A 19,528-nucleotide genomic window follows, 5' to 3' on the forward strand; every position below is an offset into this window, starting at 1 on the left:
CTCGTGAGTTGCTGCCGACGTGATCAGTACACGTCGCGCAGGTAGCGCTTTTCCTTCTTGAGCTTGGTCACGTAGTCGGCGGCCTGCTCGGTGGAAAGGGTGCCATGAGTGGCGATGACTTGGTGCAGGGCCCGGTCGACGTCCTTCGCCATGCGGGTGGCGTCACCGCAGACGTAGAAGTGGCCGCCGTCCTCGAGCCAGGCGAACAACTCCGCGCCGTTCTCGACCATCCGGTTCTGTACGTAGATCTTCTCCGCCTGGTCGCGGGAGAAGGCGAGGTCGAGGCGGGTGAGGAGACCGCTGTCGCTCATCGCGCCGATCTCGTCCTCGTAGATGTAGTCCGACGCGCGGTGCTGGTCGCCGAAGAACAGCCAGTTGCGTCCGGACGCGCCCCGCGCCTGCCGTTCCTGCAGGAACGCGCGGAACGGTGCGATGCCGGTGCCGGGGCCGACCATGATCATCGGTGCGTCGTCGTTCGCGGGGACGCGGAACGACTTGTTCTTCGACACGAAGATCCCGCCGCTGCCGCCGTCGGCGATCCGATCGGCGAGGAACGTGGAGCACACGCCGCCGCGGTCGCGTCCGGCCGAGCTGTGCCGGACGCTGGCGACGGTCAGGTGCACGCTGCCGGGGTTGGCGAGCGGGCTGGACGAGATGGAATACGCCCTGTGCTGCAACGGCTTCAGCAGCCCGACGAACTCGTCCGCGGTCAGGGTCACCGACGGCTCGAGGAGCAGCAGGTCGAGCACGTCCTTGCCCCACAGCCAGGCGTCGAGGGCTTCCTTGTCGCCGTGCCGCAGCACGTGACTCAGTTCCTCGTCGCCCGCCCGCTTCTCGATCTCGTCGATGAATTCGTGGCTCGGCGTGGAGATCTCGTACGCGTGCAGGAGGAGGTCGCTGAACGGCCGCTCCTGTCCGGTGACGGCGGCATCCGCCGGGATGCCCAGCCGGGACACCAGGGCGTCGACGAGGGCGGGATCGTTGATCGGCATCACCCCGAGCGCGTCACCGGCCTCGTACTCGAGACCACTGTCGGCGAGCGCGAACTCGTAGTGCCGGATCTCCTTCGCGGACGTGTCGCTCGACAGCCGCCGGTTCACGGACAGCGTGGACCCGTAGGGATTCTTGCGGTTCCACTGCGACCGCTTGCGGGCCGGCTTCGTCTCGGGCTCGGCGACATCGGCGAGGGGGGACTCGCCGCGAATGCCCTCGACGGCCGCGAACAGCGGGAGGGTGTCGGCGACCCACGCGGCCGCGGTGTCCTCGTAGTCGACGTCGCAGTCGACGCGCGGAGTGACGCGGCGGGCACCGAGCTGTTCGAGCCTGGTGTCGATCATCTTGCCGGCCTGGCAGTACCCGTCGTACCCGGTGTCGCCGAGCGCGAGCACGGCGAAGTCGGTGTTCGCCAGCCGTGGCGCGGTCTCCGCGGACAGCGCCTGCCAGAACAGTTCGGCGTTGTCCGGCATCTCACCCTCACCGTAGGTGGAGGTGACGACGAGGACGCGTTGCATGGCGGCGAGGGCGTCCGTGTCGACGTCGTCGAGGGCGCTCACCACCGGCGCGAAGCCCTGCGAACGTGCCGCGGCCGCAGCGTCTTCCGCGACACCCTCGGCGTTCCCGGTCTGGCTTCCGTACAGCACGTGCATGGCGGGCAACTGCCCACCGCCCGCCGCGGCGGGCGCGTCGGCGCCACCGACGACCAGACGCGAGCTCATACCGGCGAGGAAGCCGGTGAGCCACACGCGCTGGTCCTCGCTGAACGGGGCGTCCTGGGGGATGTAGGGCAGTTTCATGAGGGGACCACGTCTCTCGTGGGGATCAGATCGGGGAGAGCGTGCTGCGCGAACAGCTCCTCGAAACCGGGCAGCCGGCCGATCTTGTCGACGTTCTTGGCGTCCTGGTGCAGGATCCAGCCGTACGTGCCGGGGGCGTCGATGGACCGCACGTTGCGGCGGCGCAGCGCATCCTTGTAGTCGGCGAGACGCTTGGCCGCCACCATCACGGCCAGGTCCTCGTCGCTGTAGTCCTTCAACGCTTCCCGCGCGTACCGCTGCAACCGCTGCATGAGGAAGAAGTCCTCGGTGAGCAGCAGGTTGCGGACGGCCTTGTCGACCGCCGGATCGGACGGATCCGCGACACCCGGCAGCTTGGACAGCGCCATCTCCTGCGCCGCGTTCAGCACGGTGTAGTTGTTCAGCAGCGCGAACATGGCCTCGGTGTCGGCCTCGCCGTAGCCGGGCACGGCGCCGTCGAGCACCGCGTTCCCGTCCCGGTAGTCCAGCTTGAACTTGCGCACCTGGTGCGCGACCAGCGCGGCGGCGAGTTCGTCGGCCAGGTCCTTGCGGGGCTTGGCCTTCAGGATCTCGTCGCTGTCCTGGTACTGCAGCAGCGCGCGCGGCATGCCGTACACGAAGTGGTGCTGTTCGGTCTCCCAGTTCTCGAGCAACCATGCCGCCTTGGCGGAGCCGGTGGCCTCGAGGTGCCACCCGAGCAGCACGTGCACGGCCTGACGGTGCAGCGCCGCGTGCTCGTCGTCGCCGGTGATGGCGCCGAGCAGGATCGAGTCGGCGCTGGCCTTGCCGGGCAGCTTGCCCTCGGGGTCGTACTGGTAGACGAAGCCGCCGCTCATGCCGTTGCCGACGCCCTTGCCGAAGCCGCCGAGGTTGAGGACGGCACCGTTGGTCATGTACTCGCAGGCGAAGTCGCCGACACCCTCGACCACCGCGGTGGCACCCGAATTGCGCACGGCGAAGCGGTCACCGGCCTGGCCTTCGACGAACGTGCGCCCACCGGTGGCGCCGAACAGCGCGAAGTTGCCGATCAGCACGTTGCCGCCGTGAAGGTCGGAGCCGCCACCGGGCGAGCGCACGACGATGCTGCCGCCGTTGGCGCCCTTGCCGACGCCGTCGTTCGCGGTGCCGGTGTGGACGAGGGTCATGCCGTCGTTGCAGAACGCGCCGTACGACAGGCCCGCGGACCCGGACGTGGCGATCCGGACGCTGCCCTCGCGCAGGTAGCCGCGGCCGCGCTCGTCGCGGAGCACGGCGGGCAGCTCGACATCGGTGAGCTCGTGGTTCAGCATCCGCTCGATGTCGACCGCCAGCTGGGCGCCGACGCTCTTGTTGCGGTTGCTCAGGTGTACCCCGTCGCCGAGCTGGACCGTGGTCTCGCCCTGCTCGACCAGCGCGGCACGCAGCTGCACGAGCCAGCCGTCGTCGAGGGTGTAGTCCTTCTCCAGGTACACCGGATCGCCGATGGTCACTTCCTCGACCACGGCGAGCATCGCGCGCAGGTCGAGCTGGCCGACGCTCGACGGGTGGTCGAGGAGCTGCAGCAGATCCGACCGGCCCCGGGCCTCGCGCAGCGAGGACATCCCCAGCTCGGCCAGCACCTCGCGGGTCTCGTGCGCGATGTTCAGCAGGTACTGCGCCATCGCCCGCGGATCACCGTCGAACAGTTCGGGATTGGTGGTCAGACCGGCGGGGCACTTGATGTTGCAGTTCTTGGCCATGACGCACTTGAGCATCATCAGCGCGGTGGTCCCGAACTCGAAACTGTCGGCGCCGAGCAGCGCCGACTTCACCACGTCGCTCGCCGTCTGGTGCGCGCCGGAACACCGGAGCAGCACCTTCTGCCGCAACCCGTTGGCGCACAACGCCTGATGGACCTCGGCGACGCCGATCTCCGCCGAACGTCCGGCGTACTTGAGGCTCGTCACCGCGGCGGCACCGGTGCCGCCGGTGTTGCCCGCGACGTTGATGACGTCGGCGCCGGCCTTCGCGACACCGACCGCGATGGTGCCGATGCCCTCCGAGGACACGAGCTTGACGATGACGCGGACCCGCGCCGCCTTGCAGTCGTGGATCAGCTGCGCGAGGTCCTCGATGGAATACGTGTCGTGATGCGGTGGGGGAGAGACGAGTTCGACGCCGGGGGTGCCGCCGCGAGCGGCCGCGATCTCGACGGTCACCTTGGGTGCGGGCAGCTGCCCGCCCTCGCCGGGCTTGGCGCCCTGCGCGATCTTGATCTCGAGTTCCTCGAGCATCGGGTCGGCGAGGTAGCCGGCCCACACACCGAAGCGGCCGGACGCGAACTGCTTGATCTTGGAACCGCGGATGGTGCCGTAGCGGGAGATGTGCTCGCCGCCCTCACCGCTGTTCGACATGCCGCCGGCCATGTTGGTGCCGTGCGCGACGGCCTCGTGCGCGTTGGAGTTCAACGCACCGTGGCTCATCGCCCCGGACGTGAGGAACGGGGTGATGTCGCTGGCCTTCTGCACCTGCTCGATCGGCAGGCTCGCCGGAGCGGTGCGCAGCAGCGACAGACATCGCAGTGCCTCACCCGACGTGCGCACGACAAGAGCGTCGCCGTCCACGCCGTGCTCGCGGAGGTCGTCGCCGAACCGCATCGCCAGCGATTCGCCGAGCGCCGCCAGCACCCGGGCCTCGCCCGCGTGGGGACCGGTGAGCCGGAGCCGGAACCGGTCCTCGCCGATGGCCTCGGATTCGAGTCCGCGCACGGCGAAGCTGTTGTTGCCCTTGCGGGAGAAGCGGCCCATCTGCTTGCGGAACTCGGCTGCCGTGGTGAGGAACGTGACGTCGGCAGGCAGATCCAGCACGTCGCGTAGCGCTGCGGGGCGGCGGGTGCGCTCCTCGGCCATCGTCCGCGCGAATGCGCGGTAGCCGGGGGTGATCTCGAAGCGGTCGATCGCCTCGGGTGTCAGCTTCTGGAAGCCGGCGTTGCGGTAGGCGTCGTCGTCGAGACCGAACGCGTCTTCGAGCCGGTTCAGCGGCAGCAGTCGCAGCGACTCCGTGTGGTCCTGCGTGCCCGCAGTGTCGAACGAGATGGGCTCCTCGGTGAGGTCGACGAAGCCGCGCACGGCCGCCGTGCCGTACGAGTGACCGGCGCCCTCCGCGCGCTCTTTGAACAGGCCGAGCAGCGGAACGTCCTTCTCCCCGGTGACGGTCAGGGCGCGTTGATGCCAGTCGGCGACGGCCTGCGCGATGACGGCGAACCCGACACCACCCACCGGCGTCTTCACGTTCGCGAAGTAGCGGCGCAGAACCCGGTCGTCGGTGTCGAGGTAGTTGGGTTCGAAGAACTCGCCGCCGATGTAGCTCTCGGCGGTACACAGGCCGACCCGGCCCATCGTCTTCATCAGCGACTTCTCGGCGGCCTTCGCGAACCGCTCGAACGCCACATCCGCCTCGTCGGCGAACTTCTCCTCGGCGCGCAGACGGACGGCGAGCGGGTAGATCGCGGCGGCGCCGAAACCGAGGGCGGCAGCCACGTGGTGCGACGACGAGATCTGACCGCTCTCGGCGACGACGGACACCCGCAGGCGCAGGCCCTCCTCGATCAGCCGCTGGTTGACAGCGGAGATCGCCACGATCATCGGCAGCGCGGCGCGGTCGGTGGCCACGTGACGGTCGGTGAGGATCGCGATGCCGCCCTGTTCGCGGGCGAACGCCTCCACCTCGTCGCACAGCCCGTCCACCGCTGCCTCGAGCGCGGCCGCGTTGGCGGCGGAGTCACCGTGGACGGGGGTGTACAGCATCGGGAAACGCTGCACCGGCGTCTCGGACTGCTTGCGGATCCGCAGCATGTCCATGTGGGTGAGGATCGGCGACGGCACGACGATCTGCGGCGCCGACTGCGCCCCACTGTTCGGCTTGGCGCCCAGCGCGACGCGCAGCGTCATGCCGTCGGCCTCACGGATGCTGTCGAGCGACGGGTTGGTGACCTGGGCGAAACGCTGCGAGAAGTACTTGGCGACCCCGCCTTCCTGATCGGAGAGCGCGTTGATGGCGTTGCCGTAGCCCATCGCGGAGATCTTCTCCTGACCCGACGCGAGCATCGGGTCCATCATGAACTTGAAGCTTTCCTGGTTGTGCGAGTACGCGACGTAGCGCTGGGTGCGCTCGAGGTCGCCGTTGTACCGCAACGGTCCCGGCTCGGCCTCGACCTCGGGCAGCGCCTCGATGGTCCGCCGGGCCTCCGCGACGAGCGTCGGGTAGTCGTTCCGGGAGGCGAGCAGCTCGAGTGCCTCGTCGGTGGAGTACGAGCGGCCCTCGCGGTGGTCGAAGTACAGCATGCCGCCCGCCTCGATGCGTCCGCGGTGCAGGACGGTCGCGGGGTCGAAGTCGATCTGCCCGGCCTCCGACGTGACGCACAGGTACTCGTCCGTCTCCACCGAGCGCAGCGGACGCAGTCCGAGCCGGTCGAGGCGGGCGCCGACGACGGTGCCGTCGCCGAAGATCAGCGCGGCCGGGCCGTCGTTCTTCTCCTCGTACAGCGAGAAGTACTCGAGCATCGCCCGGACCTCGGGAGACAGGGCGGAGTCGTTCTCCCACGCCGGCGGCATCATCGACACCACCGCGGTCACCAGGTCGAGACCGTCCTCCACGACCCGGCTCTGCAGCGTCTGGTCGAGGCGGCAACTGTCGGACTGGCCGTGCGGGCGGACGATCTCCCGGTTACGGGCACGGGCGAGCGCCGTCTCGGACAGGCGGTTCTTCTTGTCCGTGTTGAGCTCGCCGTTGTGCGCCATCAGACGGAACGGCTGCGCCATCGTCGGATGCGGATCGGTGTTCGTCGAGAACCGGGTGTGGAAATACAGGGTGTGGACGGCGTGGGCCGGGTCCACCAGGTCGCGGAAGTAGGGCATCACCTCGTTCGAGTTGAGGCGGCCCTTGAGCACCTGGGTGCGGGCGCTGAGCGACAGCGGGTACAGCCCGGCCAGATCGGGCCGGGTGTACGCGACGGCCTCGATCGCGAGCAGGGCCTCGTGGATGCGACGGTCGAACTCGGTCGCGTCGGCGCACGCGTCGGGCGCGGTGAACACCCACTGCCGGATCGGCAGCTGGTGCCGGATGGCGGCGGGCCGGAGCACGGTCGCGTCGACGGGCACGTCACGTTCGAGCAGCACCCGGAAACCCTGGTCGGCGAGAGCCCGCTCGATGACGGCCTCCGCGTCGCCGTGGAACGCCACGTCGGTGGGGAGGAAGAAGTTGCCGACACCGAAGCGGCCGGCCTCGAGATCGTCCTGACCGGTCAGGGCACGGAAGAACGGCACCGACAGGTCGACGCAGACACCGGCGCCGTCGCCGACACCCTCTGCCGACATGCCACCGCGGTGAGGAACAGCACACAGGGCCTCATGGCCCCGGGTGAGGACGTCATGGGTCTGAATGCCGTCCTTGCGGGTGATGAAGCCCACGCCGCAGCTGCTCTTGTCGAGCGTCCTGTCGTACAGGCCGGACTCGGTGGCACTCGTGTTCAACCGACTGTCTCCTCGCGATACTCGCCGAATGTGGGGCCGTGCTGGGCGCACGGGTGGCGTCGGCGAGAGGATCACGGCAGAGAACCGGCCCCGAACCGATACGCCGGTGAGGCAGACGTCGTTGTCTGAGGTGCGGAACCTTCGCAGGTCCGCGCGAAATCGCAGATTAGCCGAGGCTAAGTCTTTACTGCAAGCTGCTCGATTCGCAGCCGACGAGCGGTAGCAAATCCGCGCCGGGCGTGCAGCCGAACGTCGAGTTGCGAACATCACACCTGGCCAGGCCGCTGGTGCGGGTATGCAGATGCACGGACATTGGTCAGATGCCGACCCTGATGCGGGGTGCGGATGACTATTCGGTGGGCGTCTGCGGGGCGGATCTCAGTCGGTGAGATCGATGCGGACGGTCAGCAGGTCGGTGCCGACGGCCCGGACGGCGAGGCTGTTCATCCGGGGAAGCTCCGCCAGCCGGGCGCGGGCGTCGTCGTCAGGGAGCAGCGTGGCGGTTCCCGCGTGCCACCTACCGTGGATCCGCAGGCGAACGGCGTTGTTCGCACGGATGTTGCGGATGTAGTTCGACCGCTCACCGAACTCGGACACCAGCCAGAACTCGGTGCCCGTCCGCCGGCCCCCGATGGGTGTGACGCGGGGCTGTCCGCTCACGCGGCCGGTGGTCTCGAGGAGCGTCTGGCTCGACAGTCGCCGGGAGAGCGGGTTGGCGACGTGCCGCTGGAATTGCATGACGATCCGTCGTTTGATCGCGTCGATGTCGGCCATGACGAGAGCCTTCCACGCGGGGAAGGCTCTCGTCGAGCATTTCGCTACGCCGCTACGCCGCTACGCCGCTGCGACCGCCTCGTCGTCCTCGAACGGGTCGCCGGTCCGCTCGGCGTTGTAGCGGGACTCGTCGAGGATGCCTTCCCGCTTCGCGACGATCGTCGGGACGAGGGCCTGGCCGGTGACGTTGACCGCGGTGCGGCCCATGTCGACGATCGGTTCGACGGCGAGCAGCAGCCCCACACCGGCGAGCGGCAGTCCCAGCGTCGACAGCGTGAGCGTCAGCATGACCGTGGCGCCAGTGGTGCCCGCGGTGGCCGCGGACCCGATCACCGAGACGACGATGATCAGCAGGTAGTCGGTGAACGACAAAGGCACACCGTAGAATTCGGCGACGAAGATCGCGGCGATCGCGGGGTAGACGGCAGCGCAGCCGTCCATCTTGGTGGTCGACCCGAGCGGCACCGCGAACGACGCGTACTCGCGGGGGACACCGAGATTGCGTTCGGTGACCCGCTCGGTGAGGGGCAGGGTGCCGATCGACGAACGGGACACGAAGCCCAGCTGCGTGGCAGGCCACACGCCGGAGTAGAAGGCGCGCACCGACAGCCCGTGCGCGCGGATCAGCACGGGGTAGACGACGAGGAACACGATCGCCAGGCCGATGTAGACGGCGGCGGTGAACCAGCCGAGCGAACCGATGGCGTCCCAGCCGTAGGTGGCGACGGCGTTCGCGATCAGCGCGGCGGTCCCGATCGGTGCGAGGCGGATGATCCACCACAGCACCTTCTGCACGATCGCGAGCAGCGACGCGTTGAACTGCAGGAACGGTTCGGCCTTGGCCCCGACCTTCAGTGCGGCGATGCCGATCGCGGCCGCGACGACGAGCAGCTGCAGCACGTTGAAGCTCAGCGACGTGCTGGCGGCGCCCTCGGTGAGGGTGGTCTTCGCGTTCAGGCCGAGGAAGTTGCTGGGCACGAGGCCGGTGACGAACGCCCACCAGGAGCCGGTGGTGGCCGGTTCCTTACCGGTGCCGGTGACGGTCGTGTGTGATCCGGGCTGCGTGACGAGTCCGATGACGATCCCGATGACGACGGCGATGAACGCGGTGATCGCGAACCACAGCAGCGTCTGCACGGCGAGGCGCGCGGCGTTGGCCACCTCGCGCAGGTTGGCGATCGAACTGACGATGGCCGTGAACACCAGCGGGATCACCGCGACGGTCAGCAGTTTCACGTAGCTGGAGCCGATGGTGTGGACGGTTCCGACGAGCCAGTTCTCGTTGCCGTCGGCGGCGACGGGCATGGCGCGGGCGACGAGTCCGAGGATGACGCCGACGACGAGTCCGGTGACGATCTGGGGGCCGAACGAGGTGGCCCACCGGGGTAGTCGGCGTCGAGAGGTGGTCTCGGCGCGCGTGGACAGCGCGGGACTGGGCATGGGTGTGCCTTTCGCATGGGGCCGCGGAACGTCGCCCGGTGGGGCGGATACGGCGAGAGAGAGTCCTGAGTGGAGAGGTGCGTCAGCGCGAGCGCGGACAGATTGCGCTCGCCTGAAGGCGGAGGTCGACGTAGCGCCGAGAGGTCAGGAACAACACTGCGCGAACAATACTCCCGGTGGCGGAGGGCGTTTACTCCGGTTCCGACTCGCCCGGATACCAGCGCGCGTAGACGTCGGGGTGTGCGCGGGTGCGGCTCTTCCACGCGTTCTCGCCGTACGTGCGATAGAGCGGATTCGCCGGATCGAGTTCGATGCCGCGGGCACGTTCGGCCAGGTGCGGCGGCAGCTCGATGGTCGGGACCGTGGCGTCGAGAGCGGGATTGAGGAAGTACGGCACCGACAGCCGCTCGGGCGCACCGGCGGGCGTGAGCACCCGGTGCCGGGTGGCCCGCAGATATCCGCCGGTCGCGACCTCGAGGAGTTCACCGATGTTGACGACGAACGAGCCGGCGCGGGCCGGTGCGTCGATCCAGTTGCCGTCCTCGGTTTCCACCTGCAGTCCCGACGACCCCGGTTCGAGGAGCAGCATCGTCAGCACGCCCGAATCCTTGTGGGCACCGACCCCTTGCTCGCCGGTGTGGTCGGCGCTCGGCCGTTCCGGATAGCGGACGACCTTGATCAGCGTGGCGGGGGCGTGCGCGAAGGCGTCGTCGAAGATCGCCGGGTCGGCGTCGAGCGACGCGGCCCAATTCCGCAGCAGTCGCATCCCGGCGTCCGCGAGCGCGGCGTCCAGGGCCTCGATCGTCTTCTCGAGGTCGGGGAGATCGGCGGGCCATTGATTGGGACCCTGCAGCCGCAGGTAGTCGGCGGCGCCGGGGATCGGCTGCCGTTCGGGACCGATGTCGATCTGTTCCCGCCAGTCGGTCTCGCCGTTGGTCAGTTCGCCGCCCACCCGGTTGTAGCCACGGAAATGGGGGCTGTTCAGCATCGCGATCGACTGCTTGGCGTCGTCGGGCAGGGCGAAGAACTCCCGCGCGACGGTGAACACCCGATCGAGCAGCTCCCGGTCCACACCGTGACCGTCGAGGTAGAAGAACCCGACGTGATGGGTGATCTCCCGCAGCCGTTCCCGACCGGCCGGGGTGTCCAGTTCGGCGAGATCGATCACGGGGAGCATTCCTCCACGGTATCCCCGGGTGGTCGCGGTGTCAGGTCTCCCGGCGCCGCTCGAGCAGGACGCTGTCGTGCCAGACGCCGTCGATCTGCGCGAGCCGCTCCCGGACCCCGACGGTCCGGTAGCCGACTGCGTGGTGCAGGGCGATGGACCCGGTGTTCACCGCCAGCACCGACGCCTGGAGCGTCCAGATGCCCGAGAAGTCGGCCTCGTCGATGAGCCGCCGCATCAGCGCGGTCCCGACGCCCGCCCCGCGGAACTCTCTGGCCGTGTACACGGAGTTCTCGGCAACCCCGCGGAAGCAGCGCCGCGAGGACGCGGGGGACAGGGCCGCCCATCCGGCGATCGTCCCGTCCACCTCGGCCACCCACCGGTGTTCGTCCAGCCAGCGCGCGTCCAGTTCCGGCCGCGTCGGGGTCTGCGTGTCGAACGTCGCCCGTCGCGTCGCGATGCCCTCCGCATAGATCCGGAGCACCGACCCCCAGTCACTCGTGTCGAGTCTGCGTACGGTGATCGACGGCATCGTGGAGGTGTGGCCGTGAAGTGCTGGGAGACAACGCAATCGAGGATCGGGTTCCGAGGGGACGAGGGCAAACATGGCGCCAGCTTAACGCCTCGACGGGCTGACGTGGGGTGCCACGTTTCGGGACGAATGTACCCGCGGGCGCCCCGGCAGCGCCGAGGGGTACATTCGCCCACCGAGGTCGGGGGGTGAGCTCGGTGTCGTGACCCTCACTGCCGCAGCCGGATCCAGGTTGTCTTCAGCCCGGTGTACTTGTCCATCGCGTGCAGGGAGAGGTCGCGGCCGAACCCGGACTGCTTGAATCCGCCGAACGGGGTCTGCGCGCTGATGGCGTCGACGGTGTTGACGGAGACGGTTCCCGCCCGCAGCGCCGACGAGACGCGGTGGGCCCGGTTCAGGTTCTCGGTCCACACCGAGGCGGCCAGACCGTAGATGCTGTCGTTGCCCATCCGGACGGCCTCGGCCTCGTCGGTGAACGTCTGGACGGTGAGGACCGGTCCGAACACCTCCTGGGTCACCACCTCGGCCGTCGGTGCGACGTCCGCGAAGATCGTCGGTTCGACGAAGGATCCCCGGCCGTCGACGGTGGTCCTGTTGCCGCCCAGCAGCACACGGCCGTCGGGCCGGGCCCGGTCGATGAACCCCGCGACGGTGCGAGCGTGGTTCTCGTCGACGATCGCGCCCAGCGTCGACGCGGGATCGAGCGGATTGCCGGGGCGGATCGACGACGCCCTGCGGACGAGGGCCTCGGTCACCTGTTCGGCCACCGACGCCTCGACCAGCAACCGGGAGTTGGCCGAGCACACCGCGCCCTGGTTGTAGAACGCGCCGAAGACCGCCCTCTCCACCGCTTCGCCGAGATCGGCGTCCGCGAAGACCAGGTTGGGGCTCTTGCCTCCGCATTCGAGCCAGACCTGCTTCAGATTCGAGTCCGCCGCGTACCGGAGGAACCGCTTCCCGGTCGCGGTCGAGCCGGTGAAGGCGACGACGTCGACGTCCGGATGCAGGCCCAGCGCCGCCCCGGCGGTGGCGCCGAGCCCCGGGACGACGCTCAGTACTCCGTCGGGCAGCCCCGCCTCGGTGGCGAGTTCGGCCAGTCGCAGCACCGACAGAGGGGCCTGCTCGGCGGGTTTGAGGACGACGCTGTTGCCCGCTGCGAGGGCAGGCGCCAGCTTCCACACGGCGAGGTCGAGTGGGAAGTTCCACGGGACCACCGCGCCGACGACCCCGAGAGGTTCGCGGGAGACGAGGGCGAGACTCCCGGGTTCGGTGGGCGCGATCTCCCCGCCGATCTTGTCGAGGGCCTCGCCGTAGAATCTGAAAAGCTCAGCGGCCGAAGGGACGTCGACGGTCAGCGCCTCCACCACGAGCTTGCCCATGTCGAGGGAGTCGAGCAGGGCGAGCTCGTGACGGTGCTCGAGGATCAGCTCGGCGAGCCGGAGCAGGACCCGCTTGCGGTGGGACGCCGGGCTCCGCGACCAGACGCCCGAGTCGAACGCCTCCCGCGCAGACCGCACCGCGGCGTCGACGTCCGGGGCGTCCGCGGCCGCGACCCGTGCCAGCAGCTCACCGGTGGCCGGGTTGATCGAGTCGAACGTCTCGTCCGACTTGGCGGGACGGAACGCGCCGTCGATGAAGAGCTCCCGGCGCGGCGTGATCGTCGCGGCGAGCCGGGTCCAGTCGTCGAGTGTGGTCGGGTCAGGCATCGTCATCCCTCGGGCTCGAAAGTGGTGGTGTGCGATCAGGGAACATAGATGGCGAACTGTTTGAGCAGGGGCTCGTCGACGCGGTACTCGCCGCGCCACCCCTTGGTCAGGGTGAACGCGTCGCCGGGTCCGAAGGTGTGTGAGGTGCCGTCGTCCGTTGTCAACGTCACCGAACCCTCCAGCACCCGGGTGTATTCGTCGCCCGGGTAGCACTCGATGTACTCGCGATACGGCTCCGCGCGCCACGAGCCGATGGTGAACTTCTCGTCCCCGCTGCTCAGGTGGACCATCTCGTGTTCCTTCGGATCGCCCGCCTGGAGCGTGTCCGCGGTGACGTACGCACTGGGTGTCATCGCCGCGATGTTCCGGGCGTCGGTCGGGATCGGGTGCACTGCGGTCATGGTGTTCCTCAGTTCTGTGCGTTGGCGAGTGGGGTTACGGAGAATGTTTCGACGGGTTCGATGGACAGTCCGGTGACTTCTCGTCGGAAGGCGACCGGGCCCGGGGCGGGTGGTTCGTCCAGTTCCTCGGCGTACCGGTGGCCGGACCAGACCGCTGCCGCGATCGTGGACGGCGCCCAGGCGTCACCGATGCCGCGGACACTGCGCAGGTCGGCGTCGGCCCATTCGGATTCGCGCGACCGCAGTTCGTGGAACAACCCGTCCTTCGGAAGCCGCGCGGTGACGAGGACGACGCTGTCCGCGTCGACGAACTGCTCGTCGCCGGTGAACGCGCACACGGTGCGCACGCCCTGCGGGGTGACCGCGGTGACGGCACGGTTCACCTGAACGTGCACACCGGCCTTGATGATTCGCTTGCGGATGCGGACCACTTCCATGGTGTTCGTCGTCCACTGCGACACGTGCGCGGCCGGCGTGATCAGGGTGACGTCGAATCCCTCCTCGGCGAGGAGTTCGGCGACGACCGCACCGAGGTAGTAGTGGTCGTCGTCGAAGAGCACGACCTTGTTTCCCTGGGGGCGGAGCCCGGCCATCACGTCGTCCGGGGTCAGGACGTCGGCGTGCTCGTCGACGGGGACGGCGTGGGTGTGCCAGCGGCCGACGCCGTCGCGGCGCCAGTGGGAGCCCGTGGCGACGACCACGTGGTGGAAGTCGTTCTCGATGACGTCGTCGGCGGTCATCTCGCTCTCCATGAACACGTCCACGTTGGCGAGCTTGCGAAGTTGCTGTTCGCGGTAGTCGACCACGCGGATCCACGCCGACAGGCCGGGCAGTCTGGACTCGCGGGTCACGCGACCACCGAGTTGCCTGCTCGCCTCGGCGAGGCTGACGTTGTAGCCGCGTTGCCCGAGCGCACGCGCCGCCTCGAGTCCGGCGGGGCCGGCACCGACCACGAGGACGTTCGAATCGGTCGAGCGGACCTTGATCCGCTCCGGGTGCCACCCGCGCCGGAACTCCTCGCCCATCGTCGGGTTCTGGGTGCAGCGGATCGGGGACATCGTGAAGTCACCGGAGACGCAGATGTTGCAGCCGATGCACTCCCGGATGTCCTCGAGGTTCCCCTCCTCGATCTTGCGCGGAAGGTACGGGTCGGCGATCGAGGGGCGGGCGGCCCCGATGAAGTCGAGGATGCCGCTCTTGACCTGATGCAGCATCGTGTCGGGTGAGGTGAAGCGGCCGACACCGACGACGGGTTTCGTGGTGAGCTGCTTCAGTCCGCGGACGTACGGCTCCTGCTCCGCCTCCGGACCGAACCGTGAGGTGACGGAGTCGTCCTCCCAGCTGCCGAGCACGAAGTCCCACAGATCGGGCGTCTCGCCGAGCAGGCCGATCACGTCCTCGATCTCGCTGCGGGTGATCCCCTCGTCGCCGAGGAGTTCGTCGACCGAGATGCGGCACGCGACAGCGGCCTTCCCGTCGGCGACCTCACGCGAATCCTCGAGGATCTCGCGGAGCAGCCGAACCCGGTTGGTCAGGCTGCCGCCGTACTCGTCCGTCCGGTTGTTGTAGCGGCGGGACAGGAAGTGGTGCAGGCCGCCGATCGCGTGCCCGGCGTACACGTAGACGATGTCGTATTCGGCCTTCAGCGACCGGCGCACCGCCTCCTTGTGCCAGTGCCGGAGGTCGGCGATGTCCGACTTGGTCATCGCCCTGGCCTGGACGGGGTCGTAGTTCCAGGAGACGACGGGCAGATTCTGCGGGCCGAGCGGGGTCTCGCGGCTGATCAGGTTGGGACTGTTCAGGCCGTTGTGGGCGAGTTCGATGCCGGCGAGGGAGCCGCCCTCGTGAATCTTCTCGGAGATCCTGGTCAGGGCGGGCAGGTCCTGGTCGTCCCACAGGCGCAGTTCGATGAACGGGCCGATGTCGGAGGTGGGGTGGATCTCGACCTGCTCGGTGCAGACGACGGCCCAGCCGCCCTCGGCCTTGACGCGTCGCATGTAGGCCTCCCCGGACGGGTCGCGGTAGCCCATGCCGTTGCAGTGCGGGACTTGGAAGAATCTGTTGCGGGCGGTGACCGGTCCGATCTTGACCGGTTCGAAAAGGATGTCGTATCGCGGATCACGCACGGTGGGTTCCTCACGCTGTCGGTTCGTGCAGTGCCAGAATCGTCGGTCCGCGCGGCCACAACAGTCAACAGGATCTTTTCGTGCCACTGCATCAGTTATTCAGATGCCAATTCGGCGGCCTCCCCATCTGGAGAACTGATGCAGTACCCCTGATCTTTGTGCTGTACAGATTTGCCGAGTGCGGACGAGAGTAGTGACCGGCATCACTGCGACGTGAGAGGCATGATCGATGAGCGACAACACCCCCACCGCCCTGGCGGACGAACAGACACAACACCTGAAGAAGTCACTCGGCCGTTTCGACATCGTCTTCCTCATCGTCGCGGCGGTGGTGTCGGTCGAGGTTCTCGGTCAGGTCTCCACCTTCGGCGCGGAGACGTTCACCTGGGCACTGGTTCTCGCGGTGTTCTTCCTACTGCCGTACGGCCTGATCTTCGCCGAGATCGGCAGCACGTTCACCGGCGAAGGCGGTGTGTACGTGTGGGTCCGGAGAGCGTTCGGCCGGCCCCTCGCCGCCCTCGCGTCGCTGCTGACGTGGGTGACGCAGCCCGTGTGGGTCGGTGGGTCCATGGCGTTCATCGCCGCGGAGACCTGGAACCACTACGTCTCTGCATTCGAGGAGGGGTCGGTGACGGACTACCTGTTCAAACTGGTCTTCATCTGGCTGACGGTGCTCGCGGCCGTCGTGAGTCTGGCTCGCGGCAAATGGATTCCGACGGTCGGCGCGTTCCTCAAGATCGTCTTCCTGCTGTTCTTCCTCGTCACCACCGGCATCTACGCCGCGAAGAACGGTTTCGCCGGCATCTCGGCGGGCGACTTCAGCCCCACCCTGACCGGGCTACTCGGCGTGACGCCGCTGCTGCTGTTCTCCTACCTCGGGTTCGAATCCGGAAACAGCGCCGCCGGGGAGATGAAGAACCCGGCCCGCGACGTCCCGATCTCGATTGCCCGCGCCTGCGCCATCGCCGCCGCGTCCTACCTGCTGCCGATCTTCGCCATCCTGCTCGTCGTGCCCGCGGACGACATCACCGGTGTCGGCGGACTTCTCGAGGCGGTCGCGACCGTGTACAGCGTCTACGGTCCCGCCGCACCCGCCATGCTGACGGTGACCGGCGTGATCTTCGCGGTCATCCTCATGACCCAGGGTGCGGCGTGGATGATCATCAGCGACCGCATGCAGGCCATGGCGGCCGCCGACGGCGCGTTCTTCGGCGGATTCTTCGGCCGATTCCATCCGCGGCTCGGCACGCCGGTGCGCGTCAACTTCCTGTCGGGGCTCGTCGCCACCGTCTTCATGATCGCGGCCATGCAGATCACCGGCTCCGGCGGTTCCATCTTCGCGGTCGTGCTCACCATCTCGATCTCGACGTTCCTGCTCAGCTACCTGATCGTCATCCCGTCGGCGATTCGCCTGCGCACGCGTTTCCCGGACGTCGTGCGGCCCTTCCGGGTTCCCACCGGAAACGCGGGCTTCCGCGTCCTCGGCGTCCTCTGCTTCGCGTGGGTGCTGCTCGGTTCCTGGGTGGCGGTCTTCCCCGGAACTCTGGAGTCGGTGTTCGGCCTGGAGTACGACTTCGACGAGATCTGGGGAGTGAGCCAGGGGACGTTCGAACTGTTCACCCTCGGGACGCTGGCCGTGCTCGCGCTCCTCGGCGCCGTCGGATACGCGCGCGGCAGGTCCGTGCGGTCCGCGAGTGGCCCGAGCATCGCGCGGGAGGACGGCCCCGGCTCGGAGCCGGACCCCGGCCTCATGAAGGCCGACGCCCGCTGATGGTGCCGCGGCCACCACGTGTGTCGTGGGTGGCTCCCCGGTCGGAGACCTGCAATCCTGGTGGCCTCAGATCCCGAGGAGAGCGCATGCAACGACGACCCGACGTGACGTTCACCCAACTCAGGTACTTCGTCGAGGCCGCGAACTTCTCCAGCATGACGAAGGCCGCCGACGAACTGATGGTCGCGCAGTCGGCGGTCTCGTCCGCGATCTCCCAGCTCGAGCACCAGATCGGCACCCAGCTGTTCATCCGGCAACGATCCCGCGGGCTGGTCCTCACCGCGGCGGGGGAGGAGATGCTCCGCGACACCCGCAGCGTCCTCGCCCACCTCGGTGAGGTTCTCGACGCGGCGCGCGGCCACGAGGACAACGTCCGGGGAACGGTGCGCCTGGCCTGCTTCGTCACCCTCACCCCGTTCATCCTCCCGACGCTGATCTCGGACCTGCGCGATCAGCATCCCGATCTGGAGGTCGAGGTCGTCGAGACGCAGGCGGAGGCGGTGCGGGCGGCGCTGCGGAACGGCACCGCGGAACTGGCCCTCACTTACGACCTCGCGCTGGGCGAAGACATGGAGACGGAGACGCTCGGGGTGGCCCGACCGCACGTCATCCTTCCGCCGGACCACCGGCTGGCCGGCCACGATGCGATCACCCTCGCCGACCTCGAGGGCGAACCCATGGTGTTGCTGGACCTGCCGAGCAGCCGCGACTACTTCCTGGCGATGCTGTCGGCGGCGGGGGTCACGCCGGTGGTCCGGTACCGGTCGGCGAGCTACGAAACGGTGCGCGGACTCGTCGCCCGGGGCCACGGCTTCTCGATCCTCAATCAGCGGCCCGCCGAGGGCCGGACGTATGACGGCGGACGGGTCGCGACGCTGCCCATCGCCGACGACGTTCCCGGCCTGCCCGTGGTGCTCGCCCGGCTGAAGGGTGTGCGGAGCACGGCGCGGGCCCGGGCCGTCGCCGAACGGGCGCGCGCCGTGTTCGCGAAACAGGCGGGTTCGGGCCGCTAGAACGGCCACCCCATCTGGGCGTCGCGGTCGGCGCCGAAGGCGTGGTCGACACGGTCGAGGACGTCGGGGTCCGCAGCCTGCAGCCGGTTCGCGGCCGCGAACGTGCGTGCCCGGTGGGCGCCGAGGTACAGGCTGCCCAGCACGTCCAGGTCGAGCACCACCTGAGGGGTCGAGTCGGTCGGGATGCACATCGCGGTGCCGTCCCGCACGGTCAGTGCGAACCGCCCGCCGGCGTCCAGGAACCCGTCGTCGACCTGGATCACGACGTCGAGGTCTGTTCGGTACCTGCGGGCCTCGAGTGCGGCGGGCACGTCCATGATCCGGACCCACAGCTCGTCGTGGCGCGAGGTGGTCGCCACCAGCCGGCCGTCGGTCAGCAGATACGGCAGTGGGTCCTCGGGGGTGAGGTGCGCTTCGATGCGGCGCACGAGGTCCAGGCCGAGCAGCGCCCGCCACAGTGCGGCGTGCGCGTCGCGCGTGACCGTGCGGATCTCCTCCACCCGGGCGACGGTTCCGTTGTCGCCGGACATGCGACGGTAGAGCACGTAGCCGTCGTCGTGCACCAGCCCGAACAGGCTTGTGCCGCCGCCACGTTCGCTCTCGCGGTCGGCGAAGATCCGATTCCACACGATCCCGGGCCGGACCTGCGCCCCCGGGGTCACCCGTTGCCAGCGGTCGTAGACGTCGGTGAACGCGACCCGGGCCTCCGCGGGATGGACCATCCGCACACCACCCGGGTCCGGTGCCCTCGGGTGCGGCACGGCGAACCGGCGGTCGATGCTCGACGTGGTCTCGACGGTCGCGGGTCCGTACCCGAAGCGCCCGTAGATCCCGCCCTCACTGGCCGTGAGCAGCGACAGCGGGACACCCGACGTCCGGATGCGGGCGTGATGTTCGGTGTAGAGCGCGCGCAGGAGGCCGCGGCGTCGATGGGTGGGGGCGACCGTCACCGCGGTGACGCCCGCCGCGGGAACGCCCTCGCCACCGGGAACGGTGACGGTCATGGGGATGTCCATGGTGGCGCCGACCACCGCGTCCTCGTCGACCGCGATGATCGGCGGCGCGCCGCTGACGAGCTGCCGCCAGTGGGCGGTGAACTCCTCGTTCTGCGGTGTCACGAAGCAGATCTCGTTGAGCAGGGTGATCTTCGGCCAGTCCTGTTCTGTCGCCGTTCTGATCGTGATGCCGGCGGTGGTCGTCGTCATTCCCCGACACTGGCACACCCCACGTCGACTCGCAGCCGAATTTCGGCGTCCGACCTTGACCCGGTGCGCGCTTTCGGAGAGTCTGAAACCTTGCCGACCCGTGAGGGGGTGAC

12 protein-coding genes are annotated in these 19,528 nt (G+C 68.7%); 2 read left to right on the plus strand and 10 right to left on the minus strand.

Going from position 1 to position 19,528, the window contains the following annotated elements:
• Positions 1–23 precede the first annotated feature (23 nt).
• The 9 genes from OYT95_RS29805 to OYT95_RS29845 form a co-directional block, all read right to left on the minus strand.
• Positions 24–1,793: a sulfite reductase subunit alpha gene (locus tag OYT95_RS29805; protein ID WP_268789833.1), complete on the minus strand. Its 1,770-nt coding sequence runs from the start codon at positions 1,791–1,793 to the stop codon at positions 24–26.
• Positions 1,790–7,282: a glutamate synthase-related protein gene (locus OYT95_RS29810; protein WP_268789834.1), complete on the minus strand. Its 5,493-nt coding sequence runs from the start codon at positions 7,280–7,282 to the stop codon at positions 1,790–1,792. The genes OYT95_RS29805 and OYT95_RS29810 overlap by 4 nt, the downstream gene beginning before the upstream one ends.
• 378 nt (positions 7,283–7,660) lie before the next feature.
• Entirely contained in the window at positions 7,661–8,056 is a 396-nt protein-coding gene (locus tag OYT95_RS29815) for a nitroreductase/quinone reductase family protein (protein ID WP_037226781.1), read from the minus strand.
• 60 nt (positions 8,057–8,116) lie between these two features.
• Complete coding sequence (locus OYT95_RS29820) at positions 8,117–9,496, minus strand: dicarboxylate/amino acid:cation symporter (RefSeq protein ID WP_268789835.1); 1,380 nt, start codon at positions 9,494–9,496, stop codon at positions 8,117–8,119.
• Between the two features lie 190 nt (positions 9,497–9,686).
• On the minus strand, positions 9,687–10,673 hold the full coding sequence (locus OYT95_RS29825; protein ID WP_268789836.1) for an isopenicillin N synthase family dioxygenase: 987 nt from the start codon (positions 10,671–10,673) through the stop codon (positions 9,687–9,689).
• Between the two features lie 31 nt (positions 10,674–10,704).
• Positions 10,705–11,193 carry a GNAT family N-acetyltransferase gene (locus tag OYT95_RS29830; RefSeq protein ID WP_128641675.1) on the minus strand — a complete coding sequence of 163 codons (489 nt, stop codon included), beginning with the start codon at positions 11,191–11,193 and terminating at the stop codon, positions 10,705–10,707.
• A gap of 209 nt (positions 11,194–11,402) precedes the next feature.
• Complete coding sequence (locus tag OYT95_RS29835; RefSeq protein ID WP_268789837.1) at positions 11,403–12,899, minus strand: aldehyde dehydrogenase; 1,497 nt, start codon at positions 12,897–12,899, stop codon at positions 11,403–11,405.
• 35 nt (positions 12,900–12,934) lie between these two features.
• The gene (locus OYT95_RS29840; RefSeq protein ID WP_268789838.1) at positions 12,935–13,300 is read right to left on the minus strand and encodes a cupin domain-containing protein; all 366 of its coding nucleotides are present in this window, start codon (positions 13,298–13,300) and stop codon (positions 12,935–12,937) included.
• An 8-nt stretch (positions 13,301–13,308) separates the two neighbouring features.
• The gene (locus tag OYT95_RS29845) at positions 13,309–15,426 is read right to left on the minus strand and encodes an oxidoreductase (RefSeq protein WP_268789839.1); all 2,118 of its coding nucleotides are present in this window, start codon (positions 15,424–15,426) and stop codon (positions 13,309–13,311) included.
• Positions 15,427–15,655: 229 nt separating this feature from the next.
• Here OYT95_RS29845 and OYT95_RS29850 point away from each other — a divergent pair, with 229 nt between their 5' ends.
• Positions 15,656–17,197, plus strand: coding sequence for an APC family permease (locus tag OYT95_RS29850; RefSeq protein WP_268789840.1), 1,542 nt, complete (start codon positions 15,656–15,658; stop codon positions 17,195–17,197).
• 86 nt (positions 17,198–17,283) lie between these two features.
• The gene (locus OYT95_RS29855; RefSeq protein WP_037226791.1) at positions 17,284–18,210 is read left to right on the plus strand and encodes a LysR family transcriptional regulator; all 927 of its coding nucleotides are present in this window, start codon (positions 17,284–17,286) and stop codon (positions 18,208–18,210) included.
• Here OYT95_RS29855 and OYT95_RS29860 read toward each other — a convergent pair.
• The gene (locus tag OYT95_RS29860; protein WP_268789841.1) at positions 18,207–19,415 is read right to left on the minus strand and encodes an enhanced intracellular survival protein Eis; all 1,209 of its coding nucleotides are present in this window, start codon (positions 19,413–19,415) and stop codon (positions 18,207–18,209) included. The genes OYT95_RS29855 and OYT95_RS29860 overlap by 4 nt on opposite strands.
• Positions 19,416–19,528 lie beyond the last annotated feature (113 nt).

It is taken from the genome of Rhodococcus sp. JS3073 (assembly GCF_026810085.1).
Lineage (GTDB): Bacteria > Actinomycetota > Actinomycetes > Mycobacteriales > Mycobacteriaceae > Rhodococcus_F > Rhodococcus_F wratislaviensis.